The organism is Vreelandella salicampi (assembly GCF_013415105.1).
Classification (GTDB): Bacteria; Pseudomonadota; Gammaproteobacteria; order Pseudomonadales; family Halomonadaceae; genus Vreelandella; species Vreelandella salicampi.
Genome location: NZ_JACCDF010000011.1, coordinates 75,565 through 93,939 on the forward strand (window position 1 = coordinate 75,565; position 18,375 = coordinate 93,939).

Sequence of the window (18,375 nt, forward strand, 5' to 3'; positions counted from 1 at the left end):
AAGGTTATAAAGGAGGTGAATCTCTGCCGCTACGCCGATTAAACGTGCGGTGTTATGAAACTAGCACGCCTTTCGCGTTAGATGCCAACCTCTTAATCTAAGCTAACTCCACGTGCGGCTAACGAGGCTATACTGGGCACGCTTCTGCCATGCGTTTTTACCACTCACCGCCAACACGAAGAGGTACGTTCATGCCCGTTTGGGAAGCCGCAGCGCTTATCGCCATCGGCGTTGTCGCTGGTTTTATCAATGTACTCGCCGCCGGCGGCTCGATGCTGACGCTGCCGCTATTGATGTTTCTAGGCCTGCCGCCTCAAGAGGCCAACGGCACCAACCGCGTGACGGTCGTGCTGCAAAGCGTATCCGCCGTGGGTAATTTTTTTCGCGCGGGCGCGGCGCACATTGGGCTTAGCCTACGGCTGGCGCTACCCGCGGTGGCAGGTTCGCTACTCGGCGCTTGGCTGGCACTTCACGTCAGCGACGTGTTGTTTGAAGCGATTTTGATCACCGTGATGACCGGCTCCGCCGTCACAATGCTGTTGCCCCAGCCCAGACTGGATACCCGCCCGCTCACGTCAGAACGCCTCACGCCGCTGATTTATGTCGCCATGTTTGGCATCGGCCTTTACGGCGGTTTTATTCAGGTTGGCGTGGGGGTTTTATTTATCGTCGTGCTCTACCGCATGCTGAAGATCGACCTTGCCCAAGTGAACGTTTTCAAGGTGTTGATCGTATTGGTGTACAGCGTGCCGGCACTGGCGATGTTTTTGTGGTTCGACCAGGTGCGCTGGAGCTATGGGCTGTTGCTGGCAATGGGAAGCATGACCGGCGCCTGGTTGGCAGTGAAGGTCAACATGAGCCCGCGAGGCGCACTATGGATCAAGTACCTCACCTTGGCCGTGATCACCGCGATCTTATTGCGCTTAGTGTTCGGCTAGCAGGCGGTGACACACTAGAGCCTCTACAGCCAATGTATTAACCAGAACAAAACGCGCTACACTAGACTGCACATAACACAACCAGTACGTTTTTTTCCGCCTTGCTCCCACCAGGGTCTTGTTTTAACCCCTTTCATCACAGCGTGGCTTATGTCGACGGTAAATGGGGACATCGAAAGGAGAGCCACATGGCCGAGCGCCGCATTGCTGACCCGTTTGAGCACCTGATCACCCTGTCGTCACGCGATATGGCTAACGTGATCAACGCCACCCCTATCGGCATCTGTATCACCGATGCGAATGGCCAGTTTGAGGTGGTTAATCCCGCCTACTGCGACTTTTATGGTTACGAAAAAGAGGAGCTTTTAGGGCAACATTTCACACTGGTCGTGCCCAAAGCCTATCGTGACAAGCTAAGCCAGCTACATGATACGTTTATTGCTGGCAATGAAATCCAAGAGCTCCGACAGGAATGGGAAGTGCGGCGTAAAAACGGTGAGACGCGCACGATTATCGCCGAAGCCGCGCGCGTCCACGGCGAGGACGGCGCGCCGCGCAAAGTCACTTACGTGGTCGATATCACCAACCGCAAACGCCTTGAAGAGCAATTAAAGCAGGCCAACGAACGCCTGGACCACTTAGCACACCACGACGAGCTAACGGGTATTTACAACCGCCGTGCCGGGCTTATGCGCTTAGAGGAAGAGCTTAAACGCTGCCAACGCTATGGCAGCAAGCTGAGCGTAGTCATGTACGACCTGGATTCGTTTAAGCATATCAACGACACCTACGGCCACGGTATCGGCGACGACGTGCTACAGGAGATGACGCAGCTAATGGCAAAAGGGATCCGCTCTACGGATTTTCTCGTGCGCTTAGGCGGTGAGGAGTTTCTGATCATCATGCCGGAAGTCGATGTTTCCTCTGCCTACCTGGCCGCTGATCGTCTGCGCCAACAAGCTGCTGCCACGCCGATGACAACGCATGCGCTAATCGTTACCCTTTCCGCCGGTGTGGCAAGCTACATGGAAGCCTCAACCACGCGGATGCTTGATCGTGTCGATAAAGCCATGTACCGGGCCAAGCAATCCGGGCGAAATAAAGTGATCATCGCGGATGATGTGACATAGCGTTTTGCACGCTATGCTTACGTCATGCCATTCTCAGAGCGTTATTCGCTCAACGCCACTCACTGATACGTCACCCACCGAAGGAGTCACAATGAGTAACGCAGAACTCAACGAGCTGAAGAAAAAATACGTTGCAGCCGGGGCAGCAAGCCCGGCAACGGCTTATGCCGACCGCGCGGAAAACGCTGAAATTTGGGATGCCGACGGCAACCGTTATGTCGACTTTGCCGGCGGCATTGGTGTCCTCAACATTGGCCATCGCCACCCCAAGGTAGTCGAGGCTGTTAAAGCGCAGCTGGATAAAGTGATGCACACCTGCCAGACGGTGATGCCTTATGAAGGCTACGTAAAACTGTCCGAAAAGCTAAGCCACATCACACCGGTTCGCGGCCATGCCAAAGTCATGCTGGCCAACTCCGGCGCCGAAGCACTGGAAAACGCGGTCAAAATCGCCCGCGCTGCCACGGGCCGCTCCAACGTCATCTGCTTTGATGGCGGCTACCACGGCCGCACGCTCTTCACCATGGCGATGAACGGTAAAGTCGCGCCTTACGCGACCGATTTCGGCCCCATGCCGGGCAACGTTTTCCGCGCGCCCTACCCGGTGCCGTATCACGGCGTCAGCGAAGACGAAGCGCTTCGTGGCTTGAAAATGACACTCAAAACCGACGCTAACCCCAAGGATACCGCAGCGATTATTCTTGAGCCGGTACTCGGTGAAGGCGGCTTCTACCCGGCCTCGAAAAGCTTCTTGGAGAAAGTTCGCGAGATCTGCGATGAGCACGGCATGCTGATGATCGTCGACGAAGTTCAGTCGGGCTTTGGCCGTACCGGCAAGATGTTTGCCATCGAGCATAGCGGTGTCGAACCCGACCTCATGACCATGGCCAAATCCATGGCCGACGGCATGCCGATTTCCGCTATCGTGGGCACCGACAAGCACATGGATGCCTCCGGCGGCAACTCGCTAGGCGGCACCTATACGGGCAGCCCGACCGCCTGCGCCGCCGCTCTGGCCGTGTTGGAAGTGTTCGAAGAAGAGAACATTCTGGAAAAGAGCCAAGCGCTGGGTGAAAAGTTAGCCAAACGCTTTAGCGGCTGGGAAGACAAATTCGCCTGCGTGGATAACGGCCGCAACATGGGCGCGATGGCCGCCTTTGAACTGATCAAAGACGACCACACCCCGGATGCCGAACTTGCCGCCAAGCTTTGCGGTAAAGCCCGAGAGAAAGGGCTGATCCTGCTTTCCTGCGGCCTCTACGGCAACACCATCCGCTTCTTGATGCCGGTAACCATCGAAGACAGCGTGCTCAACGAAGGTCTGGATATCGTTGAAGCCTGCCTCAACGAGTTAACCTGACAGACCGAACTGACCCGGTAGACGTCAGTTAAGCGTTAAAAGCGTCGCCTGGTTTCAGGCGGCGCTTTTTTATCAGCGGATTTATTCACCGCGTGGGCGCCGATCACCCTGTAAAAAGTTCGCCACAAACACAGCCTTCCCATACGTCTCGAACGACCACTTCATCACGTCTGACAAAGCGGCCATCACGGCATCAAACTCACCGAACACCTGGGTGCTCATGCGGTTGGAGTAGACCTCAAGGCCTGAGGCTTCCAGTTTTTTCACCACCTCTTTCACTGGCGGTTTGAAGTCGTCGGCAAGCGGGTAGTAGCTAAGCTGTACGGAGAGATACATAGTGCCTCCTTAAGATGGGGTCATCTGCTGCCAGGCAGCGCGTATGGCCGCGCGGGTCTCATCGGGATGCTCCAACGGGAACATGTGCGTGCCCGGCACGACTTTCACCCGCAAACCACGACGTTTGAGGCGTTGAATGCGCGCGGGCGTAAGCAAGTGCGACTCATCCCCCGCGACCACGGTTACTGGCACCTGAAGACGTTGTGGCAGCCGTGTGAGGTGATCCGGCAGATGACGGAAAATCTCGACTTCGATGCCCGGATCGAACGTCAGTTCAGCGCGACCATCATCAAGTTCACGCGTGCCCGCTTCAATATAGTCGTTGAGTGCCTCTGGGGTAAAACGGCGAAACAGGCCGCGGCGGCGCAGGTACATCGCCATTGCCTCGCGGCTTGGCCATACCGTGCGCCGCCCTTGAGTCTTACCCGCGGGGGTAATGCGGTCAATAAAACCAAAGCGCTTCGCCGCCTTCATTACCCAGGCATCCACCCCCAGCATCAGCGGCGGGTCAAGCATGACCACACCGGCAAAGCGCTCTGGCCGCTTTGCCGCCGCCATGGCCATCAGCGTGCCACCCAGCGAGTGCCCGACTCCCAATACCGGCGCCTCGTTTTGCGGTAGCGCCGCCAACACTTCATCCACCAGGTTGGCCCAGTTGGCATTCACCGGGTAGTCCGGGTGGTGGCCAAGCCGGTCGAGGGGGTGCAAATCAAACTGATCGCTTAAAGGCGCTAACAGGCTTTTATAGCTAAGACCGGGAAAGCCGTTGGCATGGGCAAACACCAGTCGCGGGCGAGATAAAACGGAAGTCATGGGCGGGCTCTTAACATTATTGGCGTGGTTATCGGCGTCGTTATCAAATGATTTTCATACAATTGTTTTAACGCCGCTAGCGCCAAGCGTCAATGGCTCAAAAAAGCGTCAACTGGGTTTCCGGGGGCGCTTCCGCCAGCCGGTAGCCAACGCCAAGCAGTCGCACCGGGCGTTTTCCACGCTGCCAGCCGACGTTTAACAAGGTGTCAAACTGCGCCGTGTCGGGCGCAGGGTCGGCGTGCTCGACGGTGGTTTGGGTGAAATCGTTAAACTTCACTTTCACCATCACGCCGCGCACGGCGGGCGCGGGATCGAGCCGCGCGTAGCGGCGCTCTAAATCGGCAATGAGCTCGGGCAGTGCGTCGCGGCAGGCAGCCAGTGTGGGTAAATCTTGAGGATAGGTCTGCTCGGTGCTTACCGACTTGCGCTCGCGCTGAGTTTTGATCGGGCGTTCATCATGGCCAAAACTAAGATCGTGCAGGCGTTTGCCAAAGCGGCCGAACTGCTCCACCAACTCGGTCAATGGGCGTTGGCGCAAGTCGGCACAGGTGTGAATATCCAGCGCGTGCAGCTTTTCGGCGGTGCGCGGCCCTACGCCGTGAATCTTGGTGATGGGCAGCGTGGTCACAAAGCCCTCCACACCGGCCGGAGTGATCACGCAAAGGCCATCGGGCTTGTTCCAGTCGCTGGCGATTTTGGCCAAAAACTTGTTCGGCGCAACGCCCGCCGAGACGGTAATCCCTACTTCCTGCTGCACTCGCGCCCGAATTGCCTCGGCCATGCGCGTGGCGCTGCCTTGATACAAGGTCACCGCGGAAACGTCCAGAAACGCCTCATCCAGCGAGAGCGGCTCGATCAAATCCGTCACCTCACGGTAAATAGCAAAAACCTGCCGCGCGACGGCCTTGTACTTTGCCATATCGCCACGCACCAAGGTGAGGTGCGGGCAGCGCTTTAGCGCCTGGGCCATGGGCATGGCCGAATGGATGCCGTACTTCCGGGCGGGGTAGTTACAGGTCGCCACCACGCCGCGCTGCTCGACGCTGCCGCCGATGGCAATGGGGATATCCCGCAGGGCGGGATTATCGCGCATTTCGACGGCGGCAAAAAAGCAGTCACAGTCGCAGTGAATGATTTTACGCATTTTACGGCCTCAAACCGCCCTATAGCTGTAAACAATCACAGCCTATCATAGGCGGGCGCTTTATGTGCCGCAGAAAGTACGCAATACCTGCTCCTGCTCGCTGGCGGGCGCTGACCACTTCCGCGCCTCGGGGGTATCGTCGAATGGCTGCGTCACCACGGCGAGCATGGCATGAAAAGGGGCAAAATCGCCATCCACCGCCGCTTGAATCACCTCTGCCACGCGGTGGTTGCGCGGAATCACCACCGGGTTGGCTTGAAGCATCGCCTGCCTGCGCGTTTCATCTTGCCCCGCGACCTGCACGCCCTGCCATTCATCCAGCCACGGCGCGAGAGCATCGGGCTTATCGGTCAGCGCGAACAGGGCGTCGCGATTTTCTTCGTTCGCGGTTTGGGCATAGCGCGTCAGCGCATCGAAGGTCGCGGTCATGTCCATACGACCTTGCTGCATTTGCGCTTGTAGCGCTGCCATCATCTGCGCTGCCTGCTCGCTGCCTTCGGCAAGCCCGAGCTTATCAGCGCTGATGCGCGCCCACTCCGGGTCAAAATAATCATTAAAGCGGCGCAGCACAGCGGTCGCCTGCTCAACGCGTTCATCTTGGTCGCCTTCAAGCAGCGGCAGTAGGCACTCGGCAAAACGGGCCAAATTCCACTGGGCGATCACCGGCTGGTTGGAGAACGCGTAGCGCCCACCTTCGTCAATCGAGCTATAGACCTTCTGCGGGTCAAATGCTTCCATAAACGCGCAGGGGCCGTAGTCGATGGTTTCCCCGGCGATGCTCATGTTGTCGGTATTCATCACGCCGTGAATAAACCCAACCCCCATCCATTTGGCCACTAACTGCGCTTGACGCTTAAGCACCGCCTCAAATAGCGCCAGATAGGGCGACTTGGCATCGGTGGTTTCGGGGTAGTGGCGCTCAATGACGTGATCTGCCAGCGCCTTAAGCGCGGCGTGGTCTTGGTGCAAGGCAGCAAACTGGAAGGTTCCCACGCGGATATGGCTTGCCGCCACACGGGTCAGCACGGCCCCCGGCTCGGGGAGCTGACGCACGACGCGCTCGCTGGTGGTCACCGCCGCTAATGCGCGCGTGGTGGGCACGCTCATGGCCGCCATGGCTTCGCTGACCAGGTATTCGCGCAGCACCGGGCCAAGCGGCGCGCGGCCATCACCGCCGCGGGAGTAAGGCGTGCGCCCGCTACCTTTGAGCTGCACATCGAAACGCCGCCCTTGCGGGTCGACGACCTCGCCGAGCAGCACGGCACGGCCATCGCCAAGCTGTGGGACAAAATTCCCGAACTGATGCCCGGCGTAGGCGAGCGCCACCGGCTCAGCCCCCGGCGGCAGCTGATTGCCGCTAAACCAGCCGGCAAGCGTGGCCTCATCCGGCGGCTCGGCGCCGCCGAGGTGTGCGGCAAGCTCGGCGTTAAATGCGATTAATGCAGGCGCTTTAACCGGCGTAGGCTGGCATGTTGACCACAGCATTTCCGGTAAGCGCGTATACGATGTGTCAAAGGTGAGCACGATGACCTCCTCGTTGGCTGTACGAGTAGGATAGCAAAATACCCGACTATTTTAATCAGGTTTCTGACGGTAGCCTCCAAGGCGTGCCGTGATGATGATCCTCAAGCACGTGAACGGCGCGTTCGAGCACCGGCGTTAGCGGCGCGCGCCATTGGTGGGATAACAGCGCATCGGCGCGGGTAACACCGAGCGAAAGCGATGCCAGTGGCAGCCCCGCCTCATGCGCGGCGCGGCAAAAACGGTAGCCGGAAAACACCATTAATGAGGTGCCTACACAAAGCACACCTTGAGCGCGCGATAAGCCCGCTTCAGCGGCTATGCGACGCGCAGGCGGCACCACATCGCCGTAATAGACCACATCGGGCTTTAAGATACCGCCGCAGCGTGGGCAGTCCATCACCTGGAACGCATTAAAGTCGGTTTCCAGGTCGGCATCACCGTCTGGGGCATGCTGGGCATTCAAGGCGGCGAATTCCGGGTTCATTCGCGCCATCTCCGCGTGCATGGCGTGGCGCATCAGCTGGTAGCCGCAGCCCATGCACTTGACCAGATCGGCGCGGCCGTGCAAGTCGATCACCCGCCGCGAGCCCGCGCGTTGGTGTAGGCGGTCAACATTTTGAGTGACCAGCAGCTCAACGTAGCCCATGGCTTCAAGCGCGGCCAGCGCCCGGTGCGCACCGCTCACCTGCGCTTCGCTCAGCGCTTTAAAGCCCACCAACGCCCGCGCCCAATAGCGCTTTCGCACGCTATTGGAGGCCATGAAATCGCCGTGCTGCACCGGCGGCGAGCGTTTCCACTGGCCTGCCGCATCGCGGTAGTCGGGTATACCGCTATCGGTGCTGACACCCGCGCCGGTAATCACCCAAAGTTTTGGGTGTCGGGCGATATACGCCGCCAGCGCATCGCCCGCCTGCTCCACGTGCGGTATCGCTGGCGTGTCGACCACTTTCTTTACCTGCATCAATGTTTGCCCACTGTTTCTTTACCGTGGAAGGCTCACCTCTAGGCAAGCCTTGTACCTCTCAACGATACTGTCTTGAGTACGATTTCGAGTACGGTCTCAAGTACGAACTTGGATACTATCTCAAATACCGTCTTATGTAGTGGTTTGAAGAAACCGTGTAAATGTCAGCGTTATCGCTTGCGCTGGCCATCAGTTTTCTGTGGGAGAGGGCAGCATGCAACGGGATCACGAAATTGTCATTGTCGGCGGCGGTATGGTCGGTGCGGCACTGGCCGCGCGCCTGGGTTACGCTGGGTTAAACGTCGGCTTGGTCGAGCGCGGCGACGCGCCCACAGCGCCTAGTGGCGACTTTGATCTACGGATCTCCTCGCTCAACGCGCGCTCGCTTGCGTTTATCGAAGCCAGCGGAACGGAGCTACCCGAGGCGCGCTGCTGCTCGTTTCGTCATATTGAAGTATGGAACCAAGGCGGCAAGGGCCACAGCCTGTTTTCCGCAGACGATAGCGGCCTTGAGCGCTTTGGCGTTTTTATCGAGAACCGCGCCCTGCAATACGCGCTTTGGGAGCGTTTAAAAACCCTACCCGGTGTCACCTGCTACACCCAGTGCGCGCCGATTTCGACGCTCACCAGCAGCGACTCCCGCTTGGTCGAGCTGGATAACGGCAAAACCCTCAACGCGGATCTGGTCGTCGGCGCTGACGGCGCGCGCTCGACGCTACGCGAGCTAGCCGGTATCGATATCACCACCTACGACTATCACCAGCGCGCGCTAATCACCAACGTGGAAACCGAGCTGCCTCAGCAGGACGTTAGCTGGCAGTGTTTCACCCCCACCGGCCCAGTCTCGATGTTGCCGCTGCCGGGCCATCACGCCTCGCTGATCTGGTACGACAGCGATGCGGCCATCCGCGACCGGGAAATGCTCACCGACAACGGCCTCAAAGCCGCCATCGAAGCGGCCTTCCCTAAACGCTTGGGCAACCTGATTCGCGTTACCGGCCACGCCAGCTTTCCGATCAAACGTCAGCATGCCAAGCGCTATATCGCCAAACGGCTTGCTTTAATTGGCGATGCCGCGCACGTAGTTCACCCGCTGGCCGGGCAAGGGTTGAATATTGGCCTGCACGATGCCGACGCCCTTGCCGACATACTCCTTGCCCAGCGCGATGTAGGCGATGCTAAAGGGCTACGCCGCTTTGAGATTCAGCGCCGTTTCGCCAACCAGGCCATGATTACCGCCACCGACGGTTTTCATCACCTCTTCACCGGTAGCGCGCCACTGCGCCGCTTGGGGGATGCAAGCTTACAGCTTGCCGAACGCTTCCCGCTCGCCAAACGCATGATGATGCAACAGGCCAACGGGCTGAATCCGTTTAAACGAGGCTAAGACGTAGGCATAAAGCATGAGATATGCTGGGCCGTCAGGCAACGTTAGTCAGCGCCACGGTGGCCCGCATCTGGTAAGCTCACTAGCTCATTTCGGTGACAGCATGTTTTCATGCAAACGACAGGATGAATGGGCAATGCAAGCATGGCAGAGACAGTGGTGGATGCTTTCCATCGCGATACTTTTCACTCTCTGCCTGCCGGGTGAGACGTTTGCCCAAACGCCGCTGTTACTGGATGAGCAGCAAAAAGAGGTAGAACTGTCAGACGAAGTTGCCTATTTCCGCCATCGCGGGGAGGAGCTCAGCCCTCAAGAGGCGTTGAAGCGCTTTAAAGATAATGCCCCTGATACTATCCATCGGGGCGAGCGCAATTTTGGTCTGACGCGCGACACTATCTGGCTGTATATCCCGCTACAGCGCTTATCTGACACCGTTCAGCCTTGGTATTTAGAAGTAGGACACGCCTCTTTGGATCATGTCGCGCTCTTTCAACGTGCGCCAGGCGCCAACGACGCGAGGTCTCGCTGGCAGAAGCAAGTATCCGGCGACCTACTGCCTTTCTCCTCGCGTAGCGTGCCTCACCTACATCATGTGTTTGCCCTGTCAGAACTCACCGCCGCCGATACATCAGCCCCCTTATCGCAAGATATTCTCCTCCGCGTCCGCTCGCAAGGCACCCTGACGGTCCCCTTAACGCTGTGGACCCAAGACGCCCTTTGGCAGCGCGATCAAAACCACTATATGGTCTTGGGCTTATATTACGGCATTCTGCTCAGCCTTTTGATTTATAACCTTTTCTTGTATTTCGCCTTACGCGATACGCTGTATGTCACTTATTCCGGTTATGTCCTCTTCCTCGCCATTGGCCAGGCCGGGCTATCTGGCGTCACAGGGCAATTTCTGTTTCCGGACTGGGGGTGGCTGACGCACATGACGCCCACGGCCGGCGTTTCAGCGGCGGGGATTTTTGGCTCCCTGTTTGTACAACGCTTTCTAGGCTCAGCGCCGCGAAAATTACGCCTACACTGGCTAATGCCAACCATTAGCGTGGCTTACGCGCTGACGTTGCTTACTGCTTTATTGGTCTCGTACAACGTAGCGGCCATCGCGGTAAATCTTATTTCGCTGGTTTTCGTCGTATCGGCCGCCTCACTCGGGGTTACCAGCCTACTTCAAAGAGAACCCGGCGCGCGTTTTTTCGTCGTGGCTTGGCTATTTTTCCTGTGTGGTGTGATGGTGATTTCCCTGCATAATTTGGGTGTTTTACCCAGTTCTTTTCTCGTTTCCAATGCCATGATGATCGGCTCCGCCGTCGAGATGCTTCTGCTCTCGCTGGCACTGGCGGATCGTATTCAGAACCTGCAGCAACAGAAAGAAAAGGCACAGGCAGAGGCCATCACCAATCGCCAAAAACGGCTGGAAATCGAGCGGTTTAACAAAGAGGCGCTGGAAAGCCGGGTGAAACAACGCACGTTTGAACTTGAGGAAGCCAATCGCCTTCTTCACATCAGCCAAAAGCAACTCGAACATCAGGCGAGCCACGACGCGCTCACCGGCTTGGCCAATCGCCAATATTTGCATCGCCGCACGCAAGAAACGTTGGCCTACGCAAAGCGCCATGACCAGCATCTAGCGCTTGCCGTCATTGATCTTGACGACTTTAAACCGATCAACGACATCCATGGCCACGCCGTGGGTGACCAGATGCTCGCCGAAACGGCAACGCGTTTGTGTGACTGCGTGCGAACCAGCGACACCGTGGCACGCATTGGCGGTGACGAGTTCGTGATTTTATATGCGCCGCCGATTGAGCCCGACGATATTGAAACACTGCGCGCCAGACTCACCGCCTGTACGAATACGCCCATTATCCTCGCTAACGACCTTTCCGTCACCTTATCGCTCAGTGTCGGGATAAGTATTTATCCCACCGATGGCCAAAACATTGATGATCTCTTTACCGCTGCCGACAATGCCATGTACACGCATAAAGCATCGCGCAAGTCACAGCGGCGCTAGCGGACAACACAAGGAGACAACATGCCACGCTTTCCCGACCATCTGCAGGGTGACGGCCCGCATAATCCTTTCCCGGGTATCAAGGTATTGGAGCGCAAACTCGGCCACCCGATTCCTCACCGTTTGGGCTCCAACGAGGGCCTGGACATGCCCCACCGCGCGCTGCGTGAGTACTTCGGCGATGCGCTGGCTGAGCAGGCTTATGCCTACGGCGATGCCGAAGCCCTGGGCGTTCGGCAGCGCGTCAGTCATCAGCAAGGGATCCCGCTTGAGGCGCTTTTGGTGGATGCCGGCGCCGATAGCCTGATGGCCTTGGCACTCCGCGCCACCTGTACGCTGGGGTGTTGCGTGGTGGCCACCGCAGGCACTTACCCGACATTCGGCTATTTTGCCCGCGGCGAGGGTTGTCACGTCGTGGAGCCGGCTTATCAACAAGCCCCCGGCTTGCTGGCGCCCGATTTGGAAGCGCTAAATCGCGCTGCCCACGCCGAAGACGCACGCTTGGTTTATCTCGCCAACCCCGATAACCCCAGCGGCCATTTGCACACGGAGGCGGACATTCGCGCCCTGCGCAAACAACTTCCCAAAGATTGTTGGCTGTTGCTTGATGAAGCCTACGGCGACTTCCGCGACGATGCACAAAGCGGCGTGCTAGCCAGCGTATTGCCCGGCGTTATTCGCCTGCGCACGCTGTCCAAAGCGCACGGCCTGGCGGGGCTACGCATCGGCTACGCCATCGCCGAGCCGGAAACGCTGGCGATGCTGATGAAAGTAAGGATTCACTACGCGGTCTCCACGCTGACTCAGGCGGCGGCCGAGGTGGTGCTGGATCACCCTGACGAGACCCGCGCGCATATTCATGCAGTGACAGCCCGGCGGGAAAAACTGGCCCAGCATTTTCGCGCGCTCGGTGCGGACGTACTGCCCAGCGCGACCAATTTTGTCGGTATCCGGCTGCCTAGCGTTGAGTTGGCCGGCACCGTCCACCAACAACTACTCAGCGAGGGCACGCTGATCGCCCGGTTGGGGCATCCGTCGATTGCCAACGTACTCAGGATTACCGCGCTGGAAGACGCGCTCACGCCGGGGCGTTTGGCGCCGGTGGAAGACGCCTTGCGCCAAGTTAGTTAGCGCCGCTTACTCGGCGCAATCGATACACTTGAGAACCAGCGGGTCCCAGTTCAGGCGTTTGGCACCGATCCATTCGCCGCATTCGATGCACTCGCCAAACTCCTCGTTATCGAGCCGCTGCAGAGCGCCGACGATGCGCTTGAGTTTGAGCTGGCGGCGCTCCTCTTCGGCTTTCGCCATCGCTTGGCCCTGCAGCGCGTCCATTCTTGAGAGCCGCCCCACCGAGGTTTGATCCAGCACCACCGTATCGCGGGAAAACTCGCTGTCTTCGCTTTCTGCTTTCAGCTCTTCGCGCAATCGCAAAAGCTTTTCTCTGACCGCATCGGCATCCAGCTCGGGATGATTCATGCCCGTCTCCTCTTTGTCAGCTATTAAGGGGTGCCTGCCTGCTACACTAGCGGCTTTTATCTCACTTGTTGAGAGCCGCTTTTGACGAACACTGTTATGGGATAATGCCATGGGATATCGCACGCTGCTGCGTGAACACCGCCCTTTACTGAGCATCGCCTTTTTAGCGATGTTCAGTTCAAGCCTGGGGCAAAGCTTTTTTATCGGCCTGTTTCAGGCCCCTATCTCGGAGCACCTAGGCTTGAGTGTTGGCCAGTTTGGCACCGGCTACGCGGTGGTCACACTGGCGTCAGGGTTTCTCATGCTGCACTTCGGGCCGAAGATTGATTGGATTTCGCCGCGCCGTTTCGCCATGACGGTGTTGTTGCTGCTCGCCGGGGGGATTGCGCTGCTGACGCTCTCACCCTGGTGGTGGCTCGGGATTCTCGGCTTGGGGCTGGTGCGCCTGTGCGGCCAAGGAATGCTCACCCACTTGGGCAACACGCTCGCCGCGCGGGAATTCACCCAGCTGCGCGGTCGCGCGATGGGGTTGGTGAGCCTGGGGATTCCCCTTGGCGAGGCGGCACTACCGCCGCTGGTTGCCGTCACGCTGGTATGGCTTGCCTGGCAGCAGTTTTGGTGGCTTTTCGCGCTGACAATCGCCCTGCCCTGGGCGTGGCTTTTGATAAAAGCGCCGTGGCCAAATGCCCCCGGCGCTAAGCCCACTCAGCGTGACACTAAAGGGCCGCACCCTTTTCGCGAGCGCAACTTCTGGCAGCTGCTGCCGCTTTTGATGTCACTGCCTATCACCATGACGGGGCTTTTCATCTACCAAGCGCAGCTGACCGACGCACTGGACAGCTCGCTGACCGTGTACGCGCTGGCCCTAACCGGCATGGGCATTGCCAAGCTGCCCGGGGCACTACTCGGCGGGCGCTGGGTAGATAAACTCGGCCCGGTGCGGCTCGCCCGCCTCTATCTGTTCCCCTACGCGCTGGCCATGGTGATCGCGCTACTGGTGGGCGGGCATGTGAGCGTATGGGCATTGATGGTCGGCGGCGGCTTGGCCATGGGCGCGCAGGAACTGGTCGCCTCCGGGCTATTGATCAAGCTGTGGGGCGCTGAGCATCTGGGTCGGGTACGCTCCGCGCTCAGCGCCTCGATGGTGTTCTCCACCGGCATCGCCCCGGCGGTACTTGGTGGGCTACTTGGGGCAGGCGTCACTTTCGAGGTAATTCTCGCCGGGATGCTCGCTTTTATCATCGCCGGCTGGCTGCTGGCACAGCCGGTGTTGAGGGTAGCGAAAGCAACAAGTGAGTAAACCCCGCGGTGGTATCTAGCGCAAAATCAGCACCGGCAAGTGGGCGTTGCGCAGCATCGCGGTGGTGGTGCTGCCAACGAGCAAGTGGCGAATGCGAGAGTGACCGTAGGCACCCATGATAAGCATGTCGATAGCGTTTTCTTGCTTGTAGGCGCGCAGCGTGGCTTCCACCTCGCCGGCGCGAATCGTGCCTTCGGCTTCGTGCCCGGCGTCGCGCAGGGTGGTCAGTGCCCACTCAAGCTGGGAGTGGTTCTCTGCGGTATCAGCGCCGACAATCACTACGTGGCAGGCGACGCCTTGAAATAGCGGGCTTTTGGCGAGCATTTCCACGCCTTTGTGCGCGGTTTTGCTGCCATCAAACGCCATCATGACGTTTTCGGGCGCCTTAAACTCGCCACGCGGCACCATCAAAATCGGGCGGTGCATTTCGCGCACCACCCGCTCAAGATTAGAGCCCAAGTGGCCACTGGCCTGGTGAGCTGTTTCGCCGCGCTTGCCCACCACGAGCAAGCGCACGTCATCTTCGAGTTCCACCAGGGTTTCCACCAGTGTGCCATTGCGCTGGCGCGTGGAGGGAGAAACGACGCCTGCGCTGACGGCGCGCTCTTTGGCCGCCTCCAGCATTAAGCGCCCTTGCTCGCGGGCGACTTTAGCATGTTGCTCCTCAACGTCGGAAAGGCGCTCCAACAGGTGTTCACGGGTGCCTAACCCCAAGTTGCCGGTCAGGTCAGGTTCTGAGGTTTGTGGGTGATTATCGAGCACGTGTACAAAATCTAACGGCGCATCGAGCGACTGCGCGGCCCAGGCGGCGTAATCGCATACGCCTTCTGAAAACGGTGAGCTATCAATGGCGGCCAACACCTGATCGGTCATTGCGTGTCTCTCTTAAGCGGGTGCATTGACGTTTTGTTGTTGTCGTAGTGTTTTCTACACGAACTATCATAGCGGTAACACCCTTTGTGATAACTGGCCTTGCTATACCACATGCGCGTTATGGGGGTGGATACGCTCTTGGCACCGCTAACTTTTGGTACGGCGACGTTGGGTATAGCGGCGCAGGGCAAAGAGTAACAACACCCCGGCCGCCAAGCCCAATACCGCCATCACTAAGTCTTTACTATCGCTGGCGGTGACTAACGCCCCAAGCTGGCTGCCCAGCAAAGTGACGGCGGCAATCCCCGGCACAATACCCAGTGTCGACCCCACCATGTAATCGCGGAAACGCAGATGGAAGGCCCCTGCCAGCATATTGGTTAAGGTAAAAGGCGCCAGCGGCAAAAGATTGATGATGGTCATGGTGCGAACACCGCGATGGGCCAAATAGCGCGACATCCCGTGCAAATGCCGCCCGCCATAGGCCATTAACGCCTCGCGCCCTATCTTACGGCCTACCCAATAAGACACGACGGAAGAGGTCAGTGTCCCCAATGTGGCATAGGCAAACCCCCACACCGGACCGAACACCAAGCCAGTCAGTGCCACCATTAAACTGAGCGGGAACATCACTAAAAGGGTGGCGGCATATCCTGCCATTACCGCAACAAATATCCATGGGCTATCACGCCAGGCGGTAGAGGTCGCGATCCATTGCTGAAGAAGCTCTACCGTGAGCACATCCTGCATCGCCAACCACTGCCAAAGCCCGCCCAAGATGATTAACGTGGCCAACACGCTAAGCGCAGTGATAAGGGTCCGAGGCATGGCGATTCCTGCCGTGATTGAAAGCAAATGAGCTTACACCATGCGGTTAACAGACCCAATACAAAGCCCAACGCATTGTTATGACGTCAAGACCTTATCGCGGCGGTTTCACCAGACGCGGCACCCACGTTAGGTAAGCCACCATCCCCAGCAACTCAATCAGCGACTGCAGCACAATCACCACCACTGCCGCTGCCCAAATATCGGGCAGCGCAATCGCTAAGGGCAGCACCACAAACGAATTACGCGTCCCTAGGCTAAACACTAGCGTTCGGCTTGACGCAACGGGCACACGAAAAAGCAAACTTAAAAGCTTTCCAACCAAAGGGGCGGCAAGCAGATAAAGCACAAAAATAACCGCCACCTGCCACAGGGTTTCGCGCGTATCGATGACCAACTGAACTTGCGAGGCGGCAATTAAAAAAACCACGGCTGCCAACAACGGTATAGGGAGCGAGCCCATCACCGTTACCGTTCGCTGAAGGGCTGAATAACGTTCGGCCCCTTTCTCGGTAAGCCACGCCAGCAATAGCGGCGTAAGAATGAGGCCAATGAAGGCAGGCAGCCATTGAGCCCACAAATTGGCTCCCACCAACTGCTCGCCCATGATGACCACGACATAAAGCGGCAACAGCACGATTTGCAGTAAAAGTAGCACCGGTGTCGCGGCAATTGCGCCAGCACTGTCTCCCCGGCCAAGATGGGCAAAGCTGATAAACCAATCGGTGCACGGCACTAGCAACACCAGCAATACGCCCAGCCGCAGTGCGCCCTCTAAAGCAAAAAGCGTTACCAGTGCCCACACCACCAGCGGCATGAGCACAAAGTTACCCAGCACAAGCGCGGCCATAAATCGCCTATCGCGAAATGCCTGCGAGATATGCAACAGGGGAACTTGGGTAAAGGTAGCGTAAAGCAGCACACCGAGTAGCGGCCACAACGCCACCTCCCACGCGTGCACTGCATCCCAGCGAGTGCCCGTGACAATACCGGCAGCAATCGCCACGAGATAGAGCCACACTTGATGTTTTTCCAGCGTATCTCGCATTAAGTATTTGCCAACCTCACCGTAAATGCGCAGGTGTGACACTAACTCAACTCACGCGAGAGTAACCACCTACCACCCCTTCTTTGCTCAACACAAACTGCCAAAGTTGAATTTGCCGGGCACGGAAGGCCCCGGCACAGCAAAGCAGGTAATAGCGCCACATGCGGTAAAACTCGTCGTCAAACTGCTCACGAAAATCGAACCAGTTGGCTTCAAAGTTATCGTGCCATGCCATTAGGGTTTTATCGTAATCGGCGCCGAAGTTGTGCATGTCTTCGACCACAAACAGCGATTCAGCGGCATCGGTGACTTGGCAAAGCGACGGCAATTCACCATTGGGAAAAATATACTTATCAATCCAAGGGTCAGGGGGCATAGCCGTGACGTTTTTGCCAATGGTATGGAGTAAAAAGAGTCCGTCCTCTTTCAAGCAACGGTTCGCGACCTCCATGTATTCACGATAGTTTTTGCGCCCGACGTGCTCAAACATACCAATGCTTACGATGCGGTCAAAGACTTCCGTTTCATCGCGATAATCTTGCAGACGAAACTCGACCGGCAGACCTTTTTTCATCACCCGCTTGCCGAAGTCCGCCTGTTCTTTGGAGATGGTTAACCCCACGCACTCCACGCCGTAATGCTCGGCGGCGTAGGCCATAAAACTGCCCCAGCCGCAGCCGATATCGAGCACGCGCATACCGGGTTTCAATTGCAATTTGCGGCAAATCAGGTCGAGCTTGGCCTCTTGCGCTTCATCGAGGTTGGAGGCGTTTTTCCAGTAACCGCAGGTATAAGTCATCCGCTGGTCGAGCATGGCGGCGTAAAATTCGTTACCCAGGTCGTAGTGCTTTTCCCCCACTTCCCAGGCGCGCTTGGCGCTTTGGCGATTAAAAAGCTTCACTCTCAGCGAATGATAAACCAGCTGCGTGGGCTTCACGCGCAGATGCAGTTGGGCACGCATTAAATGATAGAAAAACTGATCCAGCGACTCGGCATCCCAGTCACCGTTCATATAGCTCTCACCCAGCCCGAGATTACCGCGCGATAGCGCATTTTCAATCACGCCAGGGGCGTTGATCTGCATATCCCACGGTCGCTCACCGTTTATCTCAATATTCGCCTGCGCAAGGAGATCCGCCACGTATTGGTGAGAAGATATCGACAGATCAAAGCCGACGTCGCTTTTTTTCAGCGGTGTCATATTCAAGATTGTTTCCTCTTGCCGTTGGGA

Annotated in this window: 17 protein-coding genes; 7 read left to right on the plus strand and 10 right to left on the minus strand. The window is 57.9% G+C overall.

Annotation, left to right across the window (positions count from 1 at the left end; translation table 11 throughout):
• Positions 1-191: 191 nt before the first annotated feature.
• The 3 genes from HZS81_RS12685 (at position 192) to gabT (ending at position 3,428) form a co-directional block, all read left to right on the plus strand.
• On the plus strand, positions 192-938 hold the full coding sequence (locus HZS81_RS12685; protein WP_179930937.1) for a sulfite exporter TauE/SafE family protein: 747 nt from the start codon (positions 192-194) through the stop codon (positions 936-938).
• Positions 939-1,126: 188 nt separating this feature from the next.
• Positions 1,127-2,068 carry a sensor domain-containing diguanylate cyclase gene (locus tag HZS81_RS12690; protein WP_179930938.1) on the plus strand — a complete coding sequence of 314 codons (942 nt, stop codon included), beginning with the start codon at positions 1,127-1,129 and terminating at the stop codon, positions 2,066-2,068.
• Between the two features lie 91 nt (positions 2,069-2,159).
• On the plus strand, positions 2,160-3,428 hold the full coding sequence (gene gabT / locus HZS81_RS12695; protein ID WP_179930939.1) for a 4-aminobutyrate--2-oxoglutarate transaminase: 1,269 nt from the start codon (positions 2,160-2,162) through the stop codon (positions 3,426-3,428).
• 81 nt (positions 3,429-3,509) lie between these two features.
• On the opposite strand, the gene HZS81_RS12700 is transcribed toward gabT, so the two are convergent.
• The 5 genes from HZS81_RS12700 to HZS81_RS12720 form a co-directional block, all read right to left on the minus strand.
• A complete protein-coding gene (locus HZS81_RS12700) occupies positions 3,510-3,764 on the minus strand; it encodes a YkoF family thiamine/hydroxymethylpyrimidine-binding protein (protein ID WP_179930940.1) in 255 nt (84 codons plus the stop codon).
• Between the two features lie 9 nt (positions 3,765-3,773).
• A complete protein-coding gene (locus HZS81_RS12705; protein ID WP_179930941.1) occupies positions 3,774-4,577 on the minus strand; it encodes an alpha/beta fold hydrolase in 804 nt (267 codons plus the stop codon).
• 97 nt (positions 4,578-4,674) lie between these two features.
• Positions 4,675-5,721 (minus strand): DNA polymerase IV, encoded by a 1,047-nt coding sequence (gene dinB, locus HZS81_RS12710; RefSeq protein WP_179930942.1) that lies wholly within the window; start codon positions 5,719-5,721, stop codon positions 4,675-4,677.
• A 60-nt stretch (positions 5,722-5,781) separates the two neighbouring features.
• The gene (locus HZS81_RS12715; RefSeq protein WP_179930943.1) at positions 5,782-7,245 is read right to left on the minus strand and encodes a protein adenylyltransferase SelO family protein; all 1,464 of its coding nucleotides are present in this window, start codon (positions 7,243-7,245) and stop codon (positions 5,782-5,784) included.
• A 55-nt stretch (positions 7,246-7,300) separates the two neighbouring features.
• Positions 7,301-8,206: an NAD-dependent protein deacetylase gene (locus HZS81_RS12720; RefSeq protein ID WP_179930944.1), complete on the minus strand. Its 906-nt coding sequence runs from the start codon at positions 8,204-8,206 to the stop codon at positions 7,301-7,303.
• Positions 8,207-8,423: 217 nt separating this feature from the next.
• Between HZS81_RS12720 and HZS81_RS12725 the strand changes: the two genes are divergently transcribed.
• From HZS81_RS12725 to HZS81_RS12735, 3 genes are all read left to right on the plus strand, one after another.
• Positions 8,424-9,596: a UbiH/UbiF/VisC/COQ6 family ubiquinone biosynthesis hydroxylase gene (locus tag HZS81_RS12725; protein WP_179930945.1), complete on the plus strand. Its 1,173-nt coding sequence runs from the start codon at positions 8,424-8,426 to the stop codon at positions 9,594-9,596.
• 136 nt (positions 9,597-9,732) lie between these two features.
• On the plus strand, positions 9,733-11,616 hold the full coding sequence (locus HZS81_RS12730; protein WP_179930946.1) for a diguanylate cyclase: 1,884 nt from the start codon (positions 9,733-9,735) through the stop codon (positions 11,614-11,616).
• Between the two features lie 21 nt (positions 11,617-11,637).
• Entirely contained in the window at positions 11,638-12,747 is a 1,110-nt protein-coding gene (locus HZS81_RS12735) for a pyridoxal phosphate-dependent aminotransferase (protein WP_179930947.1), read from the plus strand.
• A gap of 6 nt (positions 12,748-12,753) precedes the next feature.
• Here HZS81_RS12735 and HZS81_RS12740 read toward each other — a convergent pair whose 3' ends face one another.
• A complete protein-coding gene (locus HZS81_RS12740) occupies positions 12,754-13,095 on the minus strand; it encodes a TraR/DksA family transcriptional regulator (RefSeq protein WP_179930948.1) in 342 nt (113 codons plus the stop codon).
• Between the two features lie 109 nt (positions 13,096-13,204).
• Between HZS81_RS12740 and HZS81_RS12745 the strand changes: the two genes are divergently transcribed.
• Positions 13,205-14,395 carry an MFS transporter gene (locus HZS81_RS12745; protein WP_179930949.1) on the plus strand — a complete coding sequence of 397 codons (1,191 nt, stop codon included), beginning with the start codon at positions 13,205-13,207 and terminating at the stop codon, positions 14,393-14,395.
• A 15-nt stretch (positions 14,396-14,410) separates the two neighbouring features.
• Here HZS81_RS12745 and HZS81_RS12750 read toward each other — a convergent pair whose 3' ends face one another.
• The 4 genes from HZS81_RS12750 to cfa all read right to left on the minus strand — a co-directional run bounded on the left by HZS81_RS12750 (position 14,411) and on the right by cfa (position 18,345).
• Positions 14,411-15,268 (minus strand): universal stress protein, encoded by an 858-nt coding sequence (locus HZS81_RS12750; protein ID WP_179930950.1) that lies wholly within the window; start codon positions 15,266-15,268, stop codon positions 14,411-14,413.
• 147 nt (positions 15,269-15,415) lie between these two features.
• The gene (locus HZS81_RS12755; RefSeq protein WP_179930951.1) at positions 15,416-16,096 is read right to left on the minus strand and encodes a TVP38/TMEM64 family protein; all 681 of its coding nucleotides are present in this window, start codon (positions 16,094-16,096) and stop codon (positions 15,416-15,418) included.
• Positions 16,097-16,190: 94 nt separating this feature from the next.
• On the minus strand, positions 16,191-17,186 hold the full coding sequence (locus tag HZS81_RS12760; RefSeq protein WP_338401859.1) for an arsenic resistance protein: 996 nt from the start codon (positions 17,184-17,186) through the stop codon (positions 16,191-16,193).
• 4 nt (positions 17,187-17,190) lie between these two features.
• Positions 17,191-18,345: a cyclopropane fatty acyl phospholipid synthase gene (cfa, locus tag HZS81_RS12765; RefSeq protein ID WP_179931010.1), complete on the minus strand. Its 1,155-nt coding sequence runs from the start codon at positions 18,343-18,345 to the stop codon at positions 17,191-17,193.
• Positions 18,346-18,375: the final 30 nt, after the last annotated feature.

Excerpts from the sequence above, each read along its gene's own strand:
- HZS81_RS12700 (WP_179930940.1), bottom strand. The coding sequence starts at position 3,764 with ATGTATCTCTCCGTACAGCTTAGCTACTACCCGCTTGCCGACGACTTC.
- HZS81_RS12755 (WP_179930951.1), bottom strand. The coding sequence starts at position 16,096 with ATGCCTCGGACCCTTATCACTGCGCTTAGCGTGTTGGCCACGTTAATC.
- HZS81_RS12720 (WP_179930944.1), bottom strand. The coding sequence starts at position 8,206 with ATGCAGGTAAAGAAAGTGGTCGACACGCCAGCGATACCGCACGTGGAG.
- HZS81_RS12740 (WP_179930948.1), bottom strand. The coding sequence starts at position 13,095 with ATGAATCATCCCGAGCTGGATGCCGATGCGGTCAGAGAAAAGCTTTTG.
- dinB (WP_179930942.1), bottom strand. The coding sequence starts at position 5,721 with ATGCGTAAAATCATTCACTGCGACTGTGACTGCTTTTTTGCCGCCGTC.
- HZS81_RS12690 (WP_179930938.1), top strand. The coding sequence starts at position 1,127 with ATGGCCGAGCGCCGCATTGCTGACCCGTTTGAGCACCTGATCACCCTG.
- HZS81_RS12725 (WP_179930945.1), top strand. The coding sequence starts at position 8,424 with ATGCAACGGGATCACGAAATTGTCATTGTCGGCGGCGGTATGGTCGGT.
- HZS81_RS12705 (WP_179930941.1), bottom strand. The coding sequence starts at position 4,577 with ATGACTTCCGTTTTATCTCGCCCGCGACTGGTGTTTGCCCATGCCAAC.
- cfa (WP_179931010.1), bottom strand. The coding sequence starts at position 18,345 with ATGACACCGCTGAAAAAAAGCGACGTCGGCTTTGATCTGTCGATATCT.
- HZS81_RS12735 (WP_179930947.1), top strand. The coding sequence starts at position 11,638 with ATGCCACGCTTTCCCGACCATCTGCAGGGTGACGGCCCGCATAATCCT.
- HZS81_RS12730 (WP_179930946.1), top strand. The coding sequence starts at position 9,733 with ATGCAAGCATGGCAGAGACAGTGGTGGATGCTTTCCATCGCGATACTT.
- HZS81_RS12750 (WP_179930950.1), bottom strand. The coding sequence starts at position 15,268 with ATGACCGATCAGGTGTTGGCCGCCATTGATAGCTCACCGTTTTCAGAA.
- gabT (WP_179930939.1), top strand. The coding sequence starts at position 2,160 with ATGAGTAACGCAGAACTCAACGAGCTGAAGAAAAAATACGTTGCAGCC.
- HZS81_RS12685 (WP_179930937.1), top strand. The coding sequence starts at position 192 with ATGCCCGTTTGGGAAGCCGCAGCGCTTATCGCCATCGGCGTTGTCGCT.
- HZS81_RS12745 (WP_179930949.1), top strand. The coding sequence starts at position 13,205 with ATGGGATATCGCACGCTGCTGCGTGAACACCGCCCTTTACTGAGCATC.